Origin of the sequence: Herbaspirillum sp. WGmk3 (assembly GCF_023952535.1) — a bacterium.
In the GTDB taxonomy this organism is placed as follows: domain Bacteria; phylum Pseudomonadota; class Gammaproteobacteria; order Burkholderiales; family Burkholderiaceae_D; genus Herbaspirillum; species Herbaspirillum huttiense.
In genome coordinates this window covers 824066-840131 of record NZ_JAKYWT010000001.1, presented here as the reverse complement: position 1 = coordinate 840131, position 16066 = coordinate 824066, and the positions used below count along the sequence as shown (strand labels likewise).

Below are 16066 nucleotides of genomic sequence, written 5' to 3'. Positions count from 1 at the left end.
CAAATTATGTACAGGCCCGGTTAAAGCAGCGCTGTTGGGTTACAAGGGAATTTTATATTTTGTAAAAGGCCCGCAAAAAGCGGGCCTTATTAGTATGGTAATTTGCACAAACTTAGAAGGTCTCCCATTCGTCGGAAGCATCGCGGCTCTTAAACGAAGAAGTTTCTGCCTTTTCGACGACTTTTACCTTCGCCGGCAGCGCAGGCTTGGTAGAACTTGCCGCAAGTGGGGGCTCTTTAGCTACCTGCTTGGAAGTGCTGACGGTACGAGAGGGGGCAACTTCCGGTTTCATTGTGGCCCCAGTTTTGAAGATGCTCACCGCACTGCGCAATTCGGCGGCCTGTTCTGACATTGCTTGGGCGGCCGCGGCAGCCTCTTCGACGAGTGCCGCGTTTTGCTGTGTGACTTGGTCCATCTGGCCCAAAGCCTGATTTACCTGTTCAATGCCGGCGGTTTGCTCCGACGATGCTGCTGTAATCTCGTTCATGATGTCCGTCACGTTGCGGACGGCCTGCACAACCTCCCTGATGGTATCGCCTGCCTCACTTACAAGGTGTGTGCCTCGTTCGACCCGATCACCCGAGAGGGTGATGAGCTCTTTGACATCTTTCGCAGCAGCTGCACTACGCTGTGCCAGCGAACGGACCTCACTTGCGACCACTGCAAAGCCACGTCCTTGCTCTCCAGCCCGCGCTGCTTCGACTGCGGCGTTGAGCGCCAGGATATTGGTTTGGAATGCAATTCCTTCGATGACGGTGATGATTTCGGAGACTTTGTTAGAACTGTCGGATATCTCGTTCATGGTATCGACCACGCGATTCACCACCTCACCGCCCTTGACTGCCAACGTCGAAGCATTCTCTGCAAGAGAATTAGCTTGTTTAGCATTGTCTGAGTTCTGTCGTACTGTCGCTGTCAACTGCTCCATGCTAGAGGCGGTCTCTTCCAGCGAGGCTGCTTGTTCTTCGGTACGTTGAGAAAGATCGGTATTGCCGGTCGCGATCTCGCCAGCAGCTACGGAAATGGACTCTCCTGACGACTGGATACCACGCACTATCGAAGTCAGTTGTTCACGCATACTGGCGAGAGAAGCCATCAGGCTACTAGCGTCATTTTTTCGTAAAGGCACGGGCACGGTCAGGTCACCCGATGCGATATGTTGCGCCACTTTAGCTGCAGCCGCCGGCTCCCCGCCTAATGCAGTAACGATGCTGCGCGTGATCGCTAGTCCAGCAGCGATAGCCAGGAGGACTGTCATCGCACCACCGCCGATCAGAACCCACAATGTCGATTTGCTAAGGGTACGCACTAGTTCGCTTCGCTCCGCTAGCAGCGATTCTTCGGCCTTGACAAAATCATTCTGCAGCGCACGGAAACGATCCATAAATATCTTGTCATGGGTCCCGCCGAAGTAAGCTTGTAAGGCTTGCGTTGAACTGTTGGCGTTAGCTTCTTTTCTAAGCTTGATTAAAGTCTGGTCAACATCTTCGATCTTGTTGGTGAGTTCCAGCATCTCCGACAACCGCTTCTGCTGCGTCGGGTTGTCGGCGGTCAGCGCCTTGGCCTGATCGAAAGCCACTTTAAATTCTTTCCGACCACTGTTATAAGGATCTAGGAACGCCTCGTTACCGGAGGCCACGTAACCACGGATGCCGGTCTCGATGTTGACCATATTCACTAGCATCTCGTCAGCCTTTCCCATGACCTCATAGGTATGGATATTCATTGCGCTGGCACCTTCCAGCTTATTGAAATTAAATAGCGATAAACCGCTGCCAACCAGCGATACTATTGCCATGCAGAAAAAAGCCAGCCCCAATTTTCGACCGACGGTCAATGATCCAAACATTTTCTTCCCCTAGTTTGACCAACCCCCAAAGGCTGGTTTAATTAAACGATTATCACGCTGCAGGATCAGAGTACGTGAATGACGTCGCTTCCCCCCTTCCCGCAAGCCTATCTCCTCACTCCCCCAAGAACGCAATACCTCCCCTTATGGCGCTGGCTAATGACTCATGGGCAACAGACGTATCGAAATGCCAGACTCGTAATTAGCTAGGAGAACGATTTCTTAAAAGGTCGGCCTTTTGCTCTCCCGTTGATGAATCAAATTTTCTAGATTGAGCACGCAAAAATGCTTCGGCGCGTCCTTAAGCATCCGTTAATTTTCTCCAACGTAATGGCGTGAAATGCACTAAGTCAGACAACAATGCCCTTTTACCTCTTAATTGGCTTACGGCGTTCTCACTAGGTCGAACAGGTTTCTCAATTCTCAATATGACTTTAGACCCAAAGCTCAACGGGTGCTCTAGGGCTTTTCCTGATCATGTCTAGCACTCATGTGTGCGTCAAAATGCGTCAGATCTTATGGCTACCGGCGGGACGGTGGGCCAGGATGGGCTGGCTTTAGCGCCTGATGCAAATTTGAGTCAAAACTGACCTATGTAGTGGGCAGGCGCGGGGTGGGGGCAACCGCGCGCCGGAGCTAGAGCGTGTGGTTTTGTGTGTTTTTAGGCAATATTTTTATGTGGAAAAAATCGCGTTTTTGGTAATATTCGCGAATGATTTTGGCGAAGCATCAATTCGAGCTTGTTCTCGCTAGATTTTTGAGAATGAAGAAAGCAGCTATCTCAGAGTAGAACCGCCGGTTGACGGAAAGACCAACGATAACAAGGGATCATGCTGTTTAAATTGCTACGGATAAGGCATTTCAAGACGCAGCTATTGACGCTCTTCGGCGGGCTGATCGCATTTTGGCTTGCAGTTGTCGGAGGCTATTTTATCGGCGAAGAGGCCGGCGCCGTAGTTAACAACCGTGGCGAAGCCTTGTACTCCACAGCTCTTGCTGCATCTCAATTGCTTTCTGTAGAGGTTGAAGAGCGTTCCCTAGAAATCGATCTTCTCGCAAGATCTTTAATTTTGGTAAGCGATCATCTTGCAGATCCAAAAATCCTCCAGATGCTTCAGCTTCGGAAAGAGGCTCATAACGAGTATCTTTGGATCGGCATTGGCGACATAACCGGGAAAGTGACTCAAGCTACAGATGGCATTTTATTAGGAGAAAGTATCTCCAAGCGGCCATGGTTCAGGGCTGGTTTAGCCGGCGCTTATGCTGGTGACGTCCACGAAGCGGTCTTGCTGGCAAAGCATTTACCCCAACAAAAGCCAAACCAACCATTAAGGTTTATTGATTTTGCCTCGCCAGTTTACGACCGAAACGGTACGGTCTTAGGCGTACTCGGCGCTCATGCTTCCTGGGACTGGGTGAGCGATGTCGTGGTGAAAAAGATTCGTGACCCGCAATCCGATCAAATGTTGGAGATCTTCGTCGTCAATAGTAAAGGAGATATCCTTTATCCATTTGAGAAGATGGGGAAGACGCGGCTCCCGGATGCACGCCAGCAGTCTGCACACTTTGAGTTATCGAATTGGGAAAATGACGGCGAATATCTGATGAGCGTGGTACCCGTAAAATCCGCGATGGAATTGAAGCTGGACTGGCACATTGTCGTGCGCCAACCTGTAGAAGTTGCATTTGCGCCTGTGCGTGAACTTCGTTATAAGCTCGTCGCTCTTGGGCTTGTTGCAGGCGTCTTGATGGTGATGGGGGCACTCTACTTTGCCAGGAAATTGTGTAAGCCTATCGAGGCTTTGGCTGAAGTCGCCGAGCAAGTTCGCCGGCGCGAGCGTAAAGTTGTCTTCCCAGATCCGCGAGGCGCTGGTTCTGCGGAACTAGCGCAGCTTTATAATACCTTTCATACAATGACAGAGTCGCTCCTGGCCCGCGAACAGGAATTGAGCGAGCTCAATGAGTCACTTGAGCGTCAGGTGGACATACGAACCAACGAGCTGAAGTTGGCTAATCTTAAGCTGTCAGAACTGGCGACGGAGGATCCGCTGACAGGTCTTGCAAATCGGCGGCATTTCGAGGAGCGCTTGTCTGCAGCATTTAAGCAGATGAAGCGGACATCACATGCATATAGCATTTTGATGGTCGATGTCGATTTCTTTAAGAAGGTCAATGATACTTTCGGCCACGAAGCGGGGGACAAAGTCTTGCAAAAACTGGCGGCACTTGTTTCGGTGTCTTTACGGAGCACGGATCTTGTTGCCAGATACGGAGGAGAGGAGTTTATTGTTTTGCTCGCGCCTGTGATTTCGGAGGAGCAGTCATTTACTGTGGCGGAGAAAATCCGCGAGATTGTCGCTGCGGCTGAATTCCCATCGGTAAAAAATATAACTATCAGCGTAGGATTGGCTATGGCGTCGATTGGAGATTTAACTCAAGAAGACGCTATTCGCCGAGCGGACGGGGCGCTTTACAAGGCCAAGGAAAAAGGTCGGAACTGCGTAGTTGTAGGCTCAGTCGCTGCATAGGGTGTTCCGACCTAGAAGTTGCAGCGAGACACTGGCACTATCAGCCAATTAATGGACGCTAAATCTGTCCTTGATGGGCCCACTCGAAGTAGCGGCCGACTGATGGTTTTCCTCTATAAAAAGAAGAAATTCGACGTGAAGTTTAGCGGTCATTAGAAGCTGCCAGAATTTTGCCTCCGATATAGCACTTTCGGAGTGAGTGCACCCCTCTAAATCATCGAAGATTGCGCGTATATCGGCAGGCTCTGCTCCCGCGGCGTGCATCTCAATCAGACATTTTTTGACCTGCGTCCGCACTAGGTCGCCGACAATTTCCCCTTGAGCTGCTTTCTTTGCGATTTCACGTATTGTGAGCAAATAGCGCCCTACGATCTCATTTAAATTTTCAGTTTTCATTTGATCCCCTCATTGGCTAGTTATACCTGGCTGAGAAAGGAGTTGATATCGGGAAGTACCTGATATTTCGCCGCTGTGCAGCACAGGTGCATTTCAAAAAACCTCCTTCCTTTGAGGAACGGAGCATTCAGGAGCTGTAGCGTTAGTGGTGAAGTGGGGGAAGATGAAGATGTTTCCCATCTTGCGCGGAAGCCTTCAATTAATCGATCAGGCTTTTCCTGAAAATTATTTATAAAGATTAATGACTTCCGCTGGGAGGCTGCACGCCAGTATTCATCAGAAGCTCGATACTCTAGGCGACACTGGTCGGCAACTTTATGTCGTTTTTTTTGCGGGGCATTGGCTGTGCCCAACACGGGGGACTTGTCGCTCAGCTTGTAGTGCTCTGTGCGCTGCATATAATGATGCAACAGCTATAAAAAACACAGATAATCACAAGCTTTTGCCAACAATCTCTAAAGACGCTCTGTCTGGCTGAGTATTTCTAGAAGACTCATGAAGACATCGCAAACATTCTGCTTCACTTACAGAGGCGTCGACGTAACTATCATCGGTTATGAGATCGATGGGGGCTGGCGGATGGCGCTTGAGCTACGCCGTGGTTCTAATGTTGAGCTCGTGCGAGATACGACAGCCGTTTATCCTGACTTCACTAGTTTACGAAGTATGGGCATCTGGACGGCCCATCTGAAAATCGCTCGCGAGATGGACGTGCACAGCTCTACTTAGCGAAAAGTAGCTTCATGTCCGCCCTGCAATGCGATATTCGCATTTGAGGGCTGAACCGCTTCAATGGTGGAGAGTAGCAAGGATAGGGGACACGGTTTTACCAGTAGCGCGTCAAAGGTTCTCCGGGCTTCCCAAGAGTTTTGCATCGGAGTCGCGCTCAGCAGAACCACGGGCGTCGAAGAAAAATGCGGATCATTCTTGATCTTGGTAGCAAGCTCCAGGCCATTCATGACCGGCATTCGGAGGTCGGTAAGAATGGCGTCCACCTTCACGTCCACGCCAAGCAGCGTGTCATACGCTTCAGCTCCGTTGGAGGATTCCAGCACGTTATAGCCTTCTTGCACGAAAAGCTCTGCAAAAATAGCGCGCACATCCTTGTCGTCCTCAACGATCAGCAGAGTGCGAGTTCTCTCTAGCATGATCTGTCCCCTCTTTGGGCTATTTGCCCGTCAGGGCATTGTTGATTAGTTTATTATGGTGTGAAATCACAGATATTTCATTGCTTGGATCTCGCCCTGCAGGAATCGCCATTTAAGGAAAATAGATGAAAAACGGCGTCATTTCTGAGACATAACTGCTGAGGGGAAAGTGGAGCTCCCGAGGTGCGAGAAAACGTTCATCGGCCTTTGATCTGCGCTGCCTTCGCGAGCCGCTCGAAATCATCTCGACAATCAGAATTGCAGAACAGAAACTCCGCATCTACTGTTTCGTCGCAAAAGTGGCAGCGACAGTCCGGCAGCATTGCTGGTGCGCGCCGGGCCGCTGCCAAGCCAGCCGCGATAGTCCGATAGATCTTGTTGTCAGCGTTATCTGCGTGATCGCTCATGGTTAAATGCCCTCATTGGTAGGAAGTTGATAGGGACGGAAGCGGACCACGTCCTGGCCCGCCCACTCGTTCAAGGAAAGAAACTGCGCCTGCAAAGGCTCAATCTCGTTGCAACCGAAGACGGCAGCGGCCTTCGTCACATCGCCGAATCCGCCAGTGTTGTTGGGCATCGTCCCGAGTAATTGCGGCGGTACGCGATGCGCGGCCAGCACGTCGTCGCGCGTGCAGTTCTTGATGTTGAAAAATTCGTCCTTGGCAGCGATCTCCGAGACCGGCAGGATCTGGAGACCGTCTTTCTTGCCGCCTGGTGCATACACAAACAAGTTGCGGAAGTTGCCCGGCCCTTTGCTGTTGCGCATCGCCTCGCGCAGCTTGTCTACGTCATTGACGTTGCTGGCTGTGTCGGTCATGTAGAGGATGAAGCCGGCGTGAGAGCCGTTGAGGTAGTAGCGTCGGCGGAAGAGCGTGGCGGACTCATTGAGCCAAGCAGACTGCAGCGCGCTCACGTACTGCGGCACGCCGTACACTTCCTGATTGATGTCCGGGGCCTGCAGGTGCCAGATACCGTCCCGCTCGAATTCGTAGGTATCGCGCCAGCCGTTGACGAAGAAATAGCGCCCTGGCTCTACGCCGACGCGCGTGTATTTGGCCAATGCCGGTTTGAGGTTCAAGAGCTTGCCCGTCATGCTCTCGCGCCGCTCGGCATAGCAGTTGCCGAACAGCAGGAAGTCCAATGCCAGGCGCGTGAAGTCGCCGCGCGACAAGACGGAGGACGGCTGGAAGGTGGAAGCCAGAATATTGACCTTGCACCAGATCGCGCTGGCATGGTGAACGCTGGCGTTCAAGGACTTGGCCAGGCCGACCATGCTTAATGGCGGCTCGTACCAGTCGCCATTGCGATAGCACTCGACATCGGCAAGCATGTCGCGGCCTTCCAGCACGGGTGATGGGTCGCCGAAAGAAAATGCCTCAACGGCTGGCGGCGGTGCATCGACCTTGGCCGGCACGGTGTTGGCGGATGCAGCCGCGCGGCGGCGTGCTCTGTGTTTCATCAGAAGAACTCCATGGAAGAGGTGTTGTTAGCGGTGGTGCCTTCGAAGGGCTCGTAGTCGAGGGCGTGCATGACGGACCAAGCCAAGTCAGCGTGCCCGGTTTCTTCCGAGCGGCCGGCGTCATAGGTGACGGCACGCCCGCTGGGCGTGAGGATCTTGCGGATGGCCATGAAGGACTGCGGAATGTCCGTCCAGCCCGCATCGAACTGCAGGCGGCCACTACGGATGATGTTTTGTGCCTTGAGCACCATCCGTGTTTTGACTTCGGGCGAGTAGCTGATGGCGGTGGCGCCGGGGAAGAACTGCTTCACCAGCGGATAGACGCCCACGCCCATGCCGGTGGTGTCGATGCCGATGTATTGCACGTTGTAGCGGCCGCACATTTCCTTGATGAGCGCGGCCTGTTCCGCAAAGTCCTTGCCGCGCCACTGGTGGCGTTCCAGAATGCGGAAATTGCCGCCAGGGACCAATGGCGGCGCGATCACCGAGCAGCCTGCGCTGTCGCCGGTCAGGGACGGGTCATAGCCGATCCACACAGGCCGGTGACCGAAGGGGCGAGCGGTAAAGGGCTTGTAGTCATCCCAATCCACCCACGAATCCACCATGCCGCGCTGCAGGTCGGCCAGGGGGAACACCGACGCGGAATCGTCGATAAAGTTACACATCAAGAGGTTGTCGAACTGGTCCGGCGAGTATTCGAAGTCGCGCAGTTCATCGATGTCGAAAAGATCGCAGCCACCGGCCGCAGCATCCATGATGGTGACAATCTGCCGCCAGATCTTGTCCTCACCGGTGAATCCCGATGACAGGCGCTTGTGGCTCACATCGATGTTGACCTTCTCGCCTTTGGCGCGGCGCTTGTTGAATGCCTCACCGGTCCAGAAGGGATAAGCCTGGTGCGTGGTGGCCGAGGGCGTGGAGAAGTAGGTTTTTCTCCACTTCTTGTGCAAGGCCATGCCGGACGCCACCTTGTTCAGCTCGGTGAAATTGTGCGTCCAGAAGAATTCATCGAAATAGAAGTTGCCGTGATAGCCCTGGGCAGTTCGTGCGTTCGTGCCGAGGAAATACAGATGCGCGCCATTGGGCAAGACGATAGGATCGCCGGACAGCTCCACGCCGCAAGCGTCCTTTGCAAACTGGATGATGTATTGCTTGAAGACGTGCGCTTGCGACTTCGAGGCCGACAGAAAAATCTGATTGCGTCCGGTCTGGATCGCATCAATCAGCGCCTCGCGCGCGAAGTACCACGTTGCGCCAATCTGACGCGATTTCAGGATGATGCGCGTGCGCTCGCTGCCGTTTCGATACCAGACCTTTTGGTAGTCGAACAGAGAATCGTTGAATGCCTCGACAATGCGCTGCTGTGCCTCTTCGCTGAACTCGTTGCGCACCGGTTTCTTCTTCGGTCCGGCATTGCGATTGGCAATCTTGGGATTAAGGTCGGTTTCGTTTCCGCCCGGCTGCTCATAACGGCGTACGCGCGCGGCCTGCACAAGCTGGCGCATCAGTGCATCGAGTTCCTTGTACTCGCCATTGCCCTTTACTTCCTTAGCGATCAGTTGCACTATGCGCGCTTCAAGGGCAATCTCTACGCGCTCAAGGCGCGAGACCTTTTCCCATTCATCGCGGTGCTTCCAGCTATTGACGGTAGATCGCTTGATCTTCAGATGGCGCGCAATCGACGAGATGCGCCAGCCTTCGAAGTAGAGCCGGCGCGCAACGTGCCGAGGCTCTGTCGCCTGGTCGATGTTGTCCTTGATGTCTTCTGGAATTTCTAACATGCCGCAAGCGTAGGCGGCGCGCGCGCGTAGCGGGGACTTTGCCGAGTCGCTATCCCCCTTTTCAACCCTCAGTTCATTGATGCATTTCGCCCATCGGCAGAAGATGACGTTATCCGATCAACCGATAACGAGCGCGAAAACTCATGGCAACCAAGAGCAAATTTTTCCGCGTCGCGACTGAAGGCGCGACCACCGACGGCCGTAGCATCAGCCGCGAGCAAATCCAGCAAATGGCCGACAGCTACAACGTGAAAACCTACGGCGCTCGCGTGTGGGTCGAACACCTGCGCAGCTTGCTTCCTGATGGTCCGTTCAAGGCCTATGGCGATGTGCTGGCAGTGAAGGCCGAAGAGGTCGACACCGAGAACGGCAAGCGGCTGGCCCTGTTCGCCCAGATTGAGCCGACGCCTGCGCTGATCGCCATGAACAAGGATCGCCAGAAGATCTTCACCAGCATCGAGCTGGCCGACAAGTTTGCGGATACCGGCAGCTCCTATCTGGTCGGCCTGGCCGTGACCGACAGCCCCGCGAGCCTGGGCACCGAGATTCTGCAGTTCTCGGCCACCAATCCCAAGGCCTCGCCCTTTACTCCCCGCAAGCTGAAGCCGGAGAACCTGTTCTCTGAAGCCATCGAGGCCAAGCTCGAATTCGAGGAAGACGGCCCGAGCGTCGCCGAGACCATCAAGCAACTGTTCAGTCGCATCGGGGGTGGTGAGAAGAAGGCCGATGCCCAGCATGCCGACGTGGTTGCCGCCATGACCGCCGTGGCCGAGAAGGTCGGCGAGTTTGCGCAGGCGGCCGCGCATGCGGGCAAGGATGTAGCCGAAGCTGTCGCCCGCCTGGAGAAGCTGGAAAAGCGCGTCGGCGACGAATCGACCGCTGCCGAGCAGTTCCGCCAGACCATCAACCTGACCGACAAGAGCAACGTGCAGCGCCCGCCGGCCACCGGCGGCGGCAACAGCGGCACCGTGCAGACCGAGTTCTAAGCTGCCGGCCGACCAAGTACACCATTTCCGCATTTCACTGGAGCAGAACACATGAAGAATCAGACCCGCGCCGCCTATAACGCCTACACTTCGCGCCTGGCGACGCTCAACGATGTTGCCGGCGGCGCCGTCCATTCCACCTTCTCGGTGGATCCGAGCGTGCAGCAGAAGTTGGAAGAAAAGATGCAGGAATCGTCCGAATTCCTGGGCAGCATCAACATCATCGGCGTGGATGAGCTGGAAGGCGAGAAAATCGGCCTGGGTGTGTCCGGTCCCATTGCCAGCCGTACCGACACGCGCGGCGACAAGCGCCGCAGCACCCGCGATGCGTCGGCCATGACGAATACCCGCTATCGCTGCGAGAAGACCAATTTCGACACGCACATCACCTATGCCAAGCTGGATGCCTGGGCCAAGTTCAAAGACTTCCAGACCCGCGTGGCCAATGCGATCCTGAAGCGCCAGGCGCTGGACCGCATCATGATCGGTTTCAACGGCGTGAAAGTCGCGGCCGATACCAATCTGACGCAGTATCCGCTGCTGCAGGACGTGAACAAGGGCTGGCTGCAACAGATCCGCGAGAACTCTCCACAGCGCGTCATGGGCCTGGTCGGCCAGGACCTGCCCGGCAAGGTGATCATCGGCGGTGGTGCCGGTGCGGATTACGTGAACCTCGATGCTGCCGTGTATGACGCGGTGACCAATCTGGACCCGTGGTATCAGGACGATACGGGCCTCGTGGTCATCGTCGGCCGTGAACTGCTGCACGACAAGTATTTCCCGCTCATCAACAAGGACAAGGCCCCGACTGAGACCCTGGCCGCAGACATCATCATCAGCCAGAAGCGTATCGGCGGCTTGCCGGCGGTGCGCGTGCCGTCCTTCCCGGCCAATGCCATGCTGATTACCCGCCTGGACAACCTGTCGATCTACTTCCAGAACGGCGGCCGCCGCCGTCGCGTGGTCGATGAGCCGAAGGCCGACCGTATCGAGAACTATGAATCGTCCAATGACGCCTACGTGATCGAGGATGAGGGCCTGGCCGCCCTGGTGGAAAACGTGGTGCTGCAGGATGCAGTAGCGGGCGGTGCCTGATGTCCCGCCTGTCTCCTGCTGCGCGCCACCGGGAGCGCATGCTCGGCAAGCTGGCGGCGTCCGCCGGCGAGCCGGGCGGCGTGACCACCGGCAGCGCCTATGAGCTGATGCTGATGAAGCTGCATGAGGACCGGCGCACGCTGTCCAACATCCAATCCATCGAACGCAAGATCGAGATGAAGGCCACCCTGCTGCCGGCCTATCAGGACTGGATTGATGGCGTGCTGTCGGGCGGCCGGGGCGCCCACGACGAAGTGCTGGTCAATGTGCTGGTGTGGCACATCGATGTCGGTGACTACGAACGCGCCCTGCAGCTCTCGGCCTATGCGCTGGAACACAAGTTCACTTTACCGGATCGCTACAACCGTACTTTGCCCACACTGCTGCAGGACGATTTCGCGGGCGCCAGCCTGGGCGGCAAGCTGAAGGATGACCCGGCCCGCGCGGCCGAAATCCTGCAGCAGGTGCTGGCCATGACCGGCAATGCCGACACGCCCGACCAAGCGCGCGCCAAGGTGCATAAGGCGCTGGGCCTGGCCCTGCTGGAGCTGGTCAATCAGGTGGATGCCGAGAACATCACGGCGGCCACGGCCGACCAGGCTACGGCTTCGCTGCAGCACCTCATCCGTGCGAGCGAGCTGCATCAGGCGGCCGGGGTCAAGAAGGAAATCGAGCGGCTGGAGCGGCGACTCAAGAAGTTCGCCGAACCGGTCAAGTAAAGGGCACCCCACGGCGCAGGGGCGGCCCGAGACGGAAGCGACCTTGTTCGTCGGATGTCTCGGCCACCGCCCCCCACTAATTTCAAAACCATGAGCTATATCGACGAGGTGCCGGTAACGGCGGGGACGACCATGCCGGCCGATGTGAAGGCCATCACCAATGACGGCTTTTTCCCCGACATCAGCATGCCGGCCATGCGGGACGCCATGCGGCTGGATTCGACGGTGACGGACGCACGACTGCGCCCGGCCCTGGTGGACGCGATCCTGACCACTAATCGGCTGCTGCGGGATTGGCAGGCGGGCCACCTGGCCAGTGGTATCCAGAAGCTGGAAGAGGTGCCCGCGCTCAAGGTGGACGGCGAAAGCCAGTACATCGCGCACTACCGCCGGGCAGTCTACAGCTTCGCCAAGGCGGACATCTTCGAGAGCTATCGCGACTACGACACCACCGCGAGTGCCCTGACCGACAAGAAAAACATGGAATGGATGGAGACGGCCCCGGACGTGCAGCGCCGTAATGGGCATTGGGCGATCAACGACATTCTCGGCCGCACGCATGCGACTGTGGAGCTGATCTGATGCAGGTGCGCAGCCAGCAGGGCGACACGCTCGATGCGTTGGTGTTTCGCTACCTGGGCGCCAGTAGCGGCTATGTGGAGCAGGCGTTAGCGCTCAATCCTGCCTTGGCAGCCCTGGGCGCCGTGCTGCCAGCGGGAACGATGGTCACGCTGCCTGCAGCAGTAGAAGCGCCCAGCACCACGCAAGACAGCATCAGCCTGTGGGATTGACAACATGAATACGAAAACACTGACAAGGGGAAACCAAGTTATGGCAGCAGAATCCGCTGGTGGCATCGCTGCCATCCTGAAAATCTACGGCATCAAGGCCGTGCTCGGCATGGTCGGCGCCGCGCTGCTGTATATCGTCCTGCCGCCGCGCAATGCTGATGGCTCGTTCAACGAAAAGGAATTCGTGGTGCGCCTGGCGTGCGCTGGCGCCTTCTCCATCATGTTCGGCGACCTGGTGTTTTCGGTTCTGCTGCAGCATGTGCCGACGATTGCCGCCGTGCTGGGGCCGAAGCCTGTCGATTTGATGGTGGGCGCGCCGGCCTGGTGGATCACTCGGGCCGTGGCGCTGTGGTTTCAGCGGCGCCAGGGCAAGGACATTGCCGAGCTGGCGCGCGACGTGAAGGAAACGCTGTGAACGCTATCGACAACCGCCGCGCCTTCCTGGGCATGCTGCGCTTCTCCGAAGGCACGTCCAATTCGCCGACCACGCGCGACCGCGGCTATGACCAGATCGTCGGCCGCACCCGTTTTACCAGCTACGCCGATCATCCGCGCGTGCGGGTCTGGATTCCCCACATCAAGAATTGGTCTACCGCCGCCGGAGGCTATCAGCTACTGATGCGCTACTACGATATCTACCGCAAGCAGCTTGGGCTGACCGGGTTCGGTCCGGACGTGCAAGACGCCATCGCCCTGCAGCAGATCAAGGAATGCCGGGCGTTACCTGATATCGACGCCGGCCGCTTGGCGGACGCCATCGCCAAGTGCAAGAACATTTGGGCTTCCTTGCCGGGCGCCGGCTATGGTCAGTTCGAGCATCGCTATGTGGATCTCGAAAAGGCATTTACGCGGGAAGGCGGTGACGCCATCGTGCTGCCGACCCTGAAAACCAGCGAGGAACTGCGCTTGGCCTTCCTGGATGCCGGCGGGGTGCTGGCATGACGCTGACCGACACCTGGCGCACCTGCCTGCGTGCCGGGCTCGGCGTCGGCTTGCTGGCGGTGGCCTTTGCATCCGCCTGGGCCATCCAGGGATGGCGCAAGGATGCTGACATTGGCCAGCTGAAGGCCGGTATTGCCGTGGCCAATCAGGCAGCGGCCGACGCCAGGGCCGAACGCACGCAACAGGTTCTGCAGGCCGAGCGCAACGCACGCGATGCCATCCAGACCATTACCGACAAGCTCACGAATGAAAGGGATACCGCCCGCCATGAGAAAGACACTTACATTGCTGGCGTGCGCAGCGGCGCTATCCGGCTGTCAGTCCCCGTCGTCGCTGCAGTGTCCGCCGGGGCCCGTTGCACAGATACCAGCACTGCCGGCGGAGCTGGCCAGGAAGCGCGAGCCGAACTTACGCCAGCGGCAGCAGAGTTTTTTGATGACATCGCCAGCGAAGGTGATGACGCCATCCGACAAAGCAATGCCCTGATCGACGCCTACAACGCCTTGCGCGAGAAACTGAATGTACAAGCCCAAGAACCTGCGGGATTACCTGCGCAAGGCCATTAAGGATCTGGCGCAAAATCCTGACAAGCTGCACATCTTCATCGATGAGGGCGGCTCGCGGGCGACCGGCACGGCCGGTCTGTCTTTCGAGTATGACTACGTGCTGAACCTGATCTTGACCGATATCGGCCTGGACCTCGATCTGGTATTCGTGCCGCTGCTGGCCTGGATGCGGGTTCATCAGCGTGAAGCCTTCGCGAATCCCGAGAACGCCAAGAAGGCCATCCGCTTTGAAGTGGACATGAACAGCGCCGATTCCCTCGATCTGTCGATCAAGCTGGCGCTCACCGAGCGCACCATTGTGAAGCGGCAAGATGGCGGCCGGCTGGAAATCATCCACGCAGGCGAGCCGCACCTCACTCCCCCATTCGCGGATGATTTCTGGCAGCTCTACCAGGGCGATAGCTTGCTGACCGAATGGGATGTGCCGTCACTGCCATGAGCGATGATCTGCAACGCCTGGAAGAATGGGCTGCAGCCCTCATCGCTAAGGCGCAGCCGGCGCAACGGCGTCAGCTCGTGCGCCAGGTCGCCAACGATTTGCGAAGGGAGCATGCCCGGCAGATTGCCCAGCAGGTTGCGCCTGACGGCACGCCCTATCCGGCGCGCAAGAATCGCAAGGAACTGCGCGGCAAGTCTGGTCGGATCAAGAGGCAGAAGGCGGCGATGTTCAACAAGCTGCGGACGAACACCTTCTTGCGAGTCCAGGCAGACGCCAATCAGGCGTCAGTCGGCTTTTTCGGCAAGGTGGCGCGTATCGCACGCGTGCATCATGAGGGCCTGAAAGACAAGGTGGCGCCTCGCGGCCCGAGCTTCAAATATCCTGCCCGTCCACTGCTGGGCTTCTCGGCAAGCGACGTTGCAGAGCTTCGTCGGAGCCTTTTGGAACATCTCACAAAGTGACATGACCTTGCTATAAACTGCAAATATAAAGGACTTGTCGAGTTGTTTTAAACTCTTCTCAGATAGCGGGACAAAAAATGGAGCAAAAGAAAAAGTTCGCGAATCAAATCGCTGAGCTACAGCAATTGAATAAGGTATGCGAAGCTGTACTCACCTCGGTAGAAGACCTGAATATGGGAATTCCACCTGAGCGCGAGCAATGCCGAGAAGGGATGCGGGCACTGCGGAAAATGCTGGGGGAGATGAGGATATTGAGCCTTCAGGTAGAGATGTACATAGCTGAATACTCGGATCTCACTGCGGCCTCGAACGACGATATTAAATAGTTGCGAGCGCAGAAAACCATCGTAACTACGCTTTATCTACGGGCTCCAGTACGGCCAGCGAGAACAGACCAAGTTCCACCAAGCATCAATAGCGGGGATATCAGCACCGGTAGCCGCGTTCTCAAAAACTCTCCACAAATATTCGATTCGGCCATGCCGAGCGATCGCGGCTGGCCCAATCTCAGATTGGACCAACCGTCCTTTTAGCGCAGTGCGGTGCTCATCAACTCGCACCGTGCGCCGTGAGCGTCTGGCTCCTCGTAGCAAGTTTGTCCTGCGCGAGCACCAGACGCGGCGATGAGTCCGACTACCACCAAGAAATACACGAGATAGATACGCATAGTTACTCTCCTAAAGTTGGATTGAGACGTGAGGCTGTTCAGCCAGGAGGCATCCGACCGGCTTCGCGCATCCATTCACCCAGCAAGTCCCAATCGATAGAAGTCGACATGATGGTGTCGGCGGCATAGGCTCCAGATGTTCCGAGCAGACCTGCGGTGAGTGCCAGTAGTGCCAGATAGGTACGCATGATGTTCTCCTTTAGGTTGAACCCGAATCCAGATTCGGTATGGATGTATCT

At 56.4% G+C, this 16066-nt stretch carries 19 protein-coding genes; 12 read left to right on the top strand and 7 right to left on the bottom strand.

Annotation, left to right across the window (positions count from 1 at the left end; translation table 11 throughout):
* Positions 1–112: 112 nt before the first annotated feature.
* Positions 113–1849, bottom strand: a complete 1737-nt coding sequence (locus tag MKD49_RS03615; protein ID WP_252695487.1) for a methyl-accepting chemotaxis protein — start codon at positions 1847–1849, stop codon at positions 113–115.
* A gap of 830 nt (positions 1850–2679) precedes the next feature.
* Here MKD49_RS03615 and MKD49_RS03610 point away from each other — a divergent pair.
* Positions 2680–4377 carry a diguanylate cyclase gene (locus MKD49_RS03610; RefSeq protein ID WP_252695486.1) on the top strand — a complete coding sequence of 566 codons (1698 nt, stop codon included), beginning with the start codon at positions 2680–2682 and terminating at the stop codon, positions 4375–4377.
* A 48-nt stretch (positions 4378–4425) separates the two neighbouring features.
* Here MKD49_RS03610 and MKD49_RS03605 read toward each other — a convergent pair whose 3' ends face one another.
* The 5 genes from MKD49_RS03605 to MKD49_RS03585 all read right to left on the bottom strand — a co-directional run bounded on the left by MKD49_RS03605 (position 4426) and on the right by MKD49_RS03585 (position 9161).
* Complete coding sequence (locus MKD49_RS03605; RefSeq protein WP_252695485.1) at positions 4426–4773, bottom strand: hypothetical protein; 348 nt, start codon at positions 4771–4773, stop codon at positions 4426–4428.
* Between the two features lie 725 nt (positions 4774–5498).
* Positions 5499–5921, bottom strand: a complete 423-nt coding sequence (locus MKD49_RS03600) for a response regulator (protein ID WP_252695484.1) — start codon at positions 5919–5921, stop codon at positions 5499–5501.
* Positions 5922–6118: 197 nt separating this feature from the next.
* A complete protein-coding gene (locus tag MKD49_RS03595) occupies positions 6119–6328 on the bottom strand; it encodes a hypothetical protein (RefSeq protein ID WP_252695483.1) in 210 nt (69 codons plus the stop codon).
* Between the two features lie 2 nt (positions 6329–6330).
* Positions 6331–7380 carry a phage portal protein gene (locus MKD49_RS03590; protein WP_252695482.1) on the bottom strand — a complete coding sequence of 350 codons (1050 nt, stop codon included), beginning with the start codon at positions 7378–7380 and terminating at the stop codon, positions 6331–6333.
* Positions 7380–9161 carry a terminase ATPase subunit family protein gene (locus MKD49_RS03585; protein WP_252695481.1) on the bottom strand — a complete coding sequence of 594 codons (1782 nt, stop codon included), beginning with the start codon at positions 9159–9161 and terminating at the stop codon, positions 7380–7382. Before MKD49_RS03585 ends, MKD49_RS03590 begins: the two co-directional genes overlap by 1 nt.
* 143 nt (positions 9162–9304) lie before the next feature.
* Between MKD49_RS03585 and MKD49_RS03580 the strand changes: the two genes are divergently transcribed.
* The 11 genes from MKD49_RS03580 to MKD49_RS03530 all read left to right on the top strand — a co-directional run bounded on the left by MKD49_RS03580 (position 9305) and on the right by MKD49_RS03530 (position 15486).
* A complete protein-coding gene (locus tag MKD49_RS03580) occupies positions 9305–10147 on the top strand; it encodes a GPO family capsid scaffolding protein (RefSeq protein WP_252695480.1) in 843 nt (280 codons plus the stop codon).
* Between the two features lie 51 nt (positions 10148–10198).
* Complete coding sequence (locus MKD49_RS03575; RefSeq protein WP_252695479.1) at positions 10199–11242, top strand: phage major capsid protein, P2 family; 1044 nt, start codon at positions 10199–10201, stop codon at positions 11240–11242.
* Positions 11242–11961, top strand: coding sequence for a phage terminase small subunit (gpM, locus tag MKD49_RS03570; RefSeq protein WP_252695478.1), 720 nt, complete (start codon positions 11242–11244; stop codon positions 11959–11961). The genes MKD49_RS03575 and gpM overlap by 1 nt, the downstream gene beginning before the upstream one ends.
* Positions 11962–12051: 90 nt before the next feature.
* A complete protein-coding gene (locus MKD49_RS03565) occupies positions 12052–12543 on the top strand; it encodes a head completion/stabilization protein (RefSeq protein ID WP_252695477.1) in 492 nt (163 codons plus the stop codon).
* Positions 12543–12752 (top strand): tail protein X, encoded by a 210-nt coding sequence (locus MKD49_RS03560; protein WP_171940853.1) that lies wholly within the window; start codon positions 12543–12545, stop codon positions 12750–12752. The genes MKD49_RS03565 and MKD49_RS03560 overlap by 1 nt, the downstream gene beginning before the upstream one ends.
* A 40-nt stretch (positions 12753–12792) precedes the next feature.
* Entirely contained in the window at positions 12793–13167 is a 375-nt protein-coding gene (locus tag MKD49_RS03555) for a hypothetical protein (protein ID WP_252695476.1), read from the top strand.
* Positions 13164–13694, top strand: coding sequence for a glycoside hydrolase family protein (locus MKD49_RS03550; RefSeq protein WP_252695475.1), 531 nt, complete (start codon positions 13164–13166; stop codon positions 13692–13694). The genes MKD49_RS03555 and MKD49_RS03550 overlap by 4 nt, the downstream gene beginning before the upstream one ends.
* Positions 13691–14260 carry a lysis system i-spanin subunit Rz gene (locus tag MKD49_RS03545; RefSeq protein ID WP_252695474.1) on the top strand — a complete coding sequence of 190 codons (570 nt, stop codon included), beginning with the start codon at positions 13691–13693 and terminating at the stop codon, positions 14258–14260. Before MKD49_RS03550 ends, MKD49_RS03545 begins: the two co-directional genes overlap by 4 nt.
* A complete protein-coding gene (locus MKD49_RS03540) occupies positions 14214–14699 on the top strand; it encodes a phage tail protein (RefSeq protein ID WP_252695473.1) in 486 nt (161 codons plus the stop codon). Before MKD49_RS03545 ends, MKD49_RS03540 begins: the two co-directional genes overlap by 47 nt.
* Entirely contained in the window at positions 14696–15160 is a 465-nt protein-coding gene (locus MKD49_RS03535; protein ID WP_252695472.1) for a phage virion morphogenesis protein, read from the top strand. Before MKD49_RS03540 ends, MKD49_RS03535 begins: the two co-directional genes overlap by 4 nt.
* Positions 15161–15237: 77 nt before the next feature.
* Positions 15238–15486: a hypothetical protein gene (locus tag MKD49_RS03530; RefSeq protein WP_252695471.1), complete on the top strand. Its 249-nt coding sequence runs from the start codon at positions 15238–15240 to the stop codon at positions 15484–15486.
* A 379-nt stretch (positions 15487–15865) separates the two neighbouring features.
* On the opposite strand, the gene MKD49_RS03525 is transcribed toward MKD49_RS03530, so the two are convergent.
* A complete protein-coding gene (locus tag MKD49_RS03525) occupies positions 15866–16015 on the bottom strand; it encodes a hypothetical protein (RefSeq protein ID WP_158601268.1) in 150 nt (49 codons plus the stop codon).
* Positions 16016–16066 lie beyond the last annotated feature (51 nt).

Bases quoted from the DNA above. Each gene is read 5' to 3' on its own strand.
- MKD49_RS03615 (WP_252695487.1), bottom strand. From the start codon at position 1,849: ATGTTTGGATCATTGACCGTCGGTCGAAAATTGGGGCTGGCTTTTTTC.
- MKD49_RS03610 (WP_252695486.1), top strand. From the start codon at position 2,680: ATGCTGTTTAAATTGCTACGGATAAGGCATTTCAAGACGCAGCTATTG.
- MKD49_RS03605 (WP_252695485.1), bottom strand. From the start codon at position 4,773: ATGAAAACTGAAAATTTAAATGAGATCGTAGGGCGCTATTTGCTCACA.
- MKD49_RS03600 (WP_252695484.1), bottom strand. From the start codon at position 5,921: ATGCTAGAGAGAACTCGCACTCTGCTGATCGTTGAGGACGACAAGGAT.
- MKD49_RS03595 (WP_252695483.1), bottom strand. From the start codon at position 6,328: ATGAGCGATCACGCAGATAACGCTGACAACAAGATCTATCGGACTATC.
- MKD49_RS03590 (WP_252695482.1), bottom strand. From the start codon at position 7,380: ATGAAACACAGAGCACGCCGCCGCGCGGCTGCATCCGCCAACACCGTG.
- MKD49_RS03585 (WP_252695481.1), bottom strand. From the start codon at position 9,161: ATGTTAGAAATTCCAGAAGACATCAAGGACAACATCGACCAGGCGACA.
- MKD49_RS03580 (WP_252695480.1), top strand. From the start codon at position 9,305: ATGGCAACCAAGAGCAAATTTTTCCGCGTCGCGACTGAAGGCGCGACC.
- MKD49_RS03575 (WP_252695479.1), top strand. From the start codon at position 10,199: ATGAAGAATCAGACCCGCGCCGCCTATAACGCCTACACTTCGCGCCTG.
- gpM (WP_252695478.1), top strand. From the start codon at position 11,242: ATGTCCCGCCTGTCTCCTGCTGCGCGCCACCGGGAGCGCATGCTCGGC.
- MKD49_RS03565 (WP_252695477.1), top strand. From the start codon at position 12,052: ATGAGCTATATCGACGAGGTGCCGGTAACGGCGGGGACGACCATGCCG.
- MKD49_RS03560 (WP_171940853.1), top strand. From the start codon at position 12,543: ATGCAGGTGCGCAGCCAGCAGGGCGACACGCTCGATGCGTTGGTGTTT.
- MKD49_RS03555 (WP_252695476.1), top strand. From the start codon at position 12,793: ATGGCAGCAGAATCCGCTGGTGGCATCGCTGCCATCCTGAAAATCTAC.
- MKD49_RS03545 (WP_252695474.1), top strand. From the start codon at position 13,691: ATGACGCTGACCGACACCTGGCGCACCTGCCTGCGTGCCGGGCTCGGC.
- MKD49_RS03540 (WP_252695473.1), top strand. From the start codon at position 14,214: ATGTACAAGCCCAAGAACCTGCGGGATTACCTGCGCAAGGCCATTAAG.
- MKD49_RS03535 (WP_252695472.1), top strand. From the start codon at position 14,696: ATGAGCGATGATCTGCAACGCCTGGAAGAATGGGCTGCAGCCCTCATC.
- MKD49_RS03530 (WP_252695471.1), top strand. From the start codon at position 15,238: ATGGAGCAAAAGAAAAAGTTCGCGAATCAAATCGCTGAGCTACAGCAA.
- MKD49_RS03525 (WP_158601268.1), bottom strand. From the start codon at position 16,015: ATGCGTACCTATCTGGCACTACTGGCACTCACCGCAGGTCTGCTCGGA.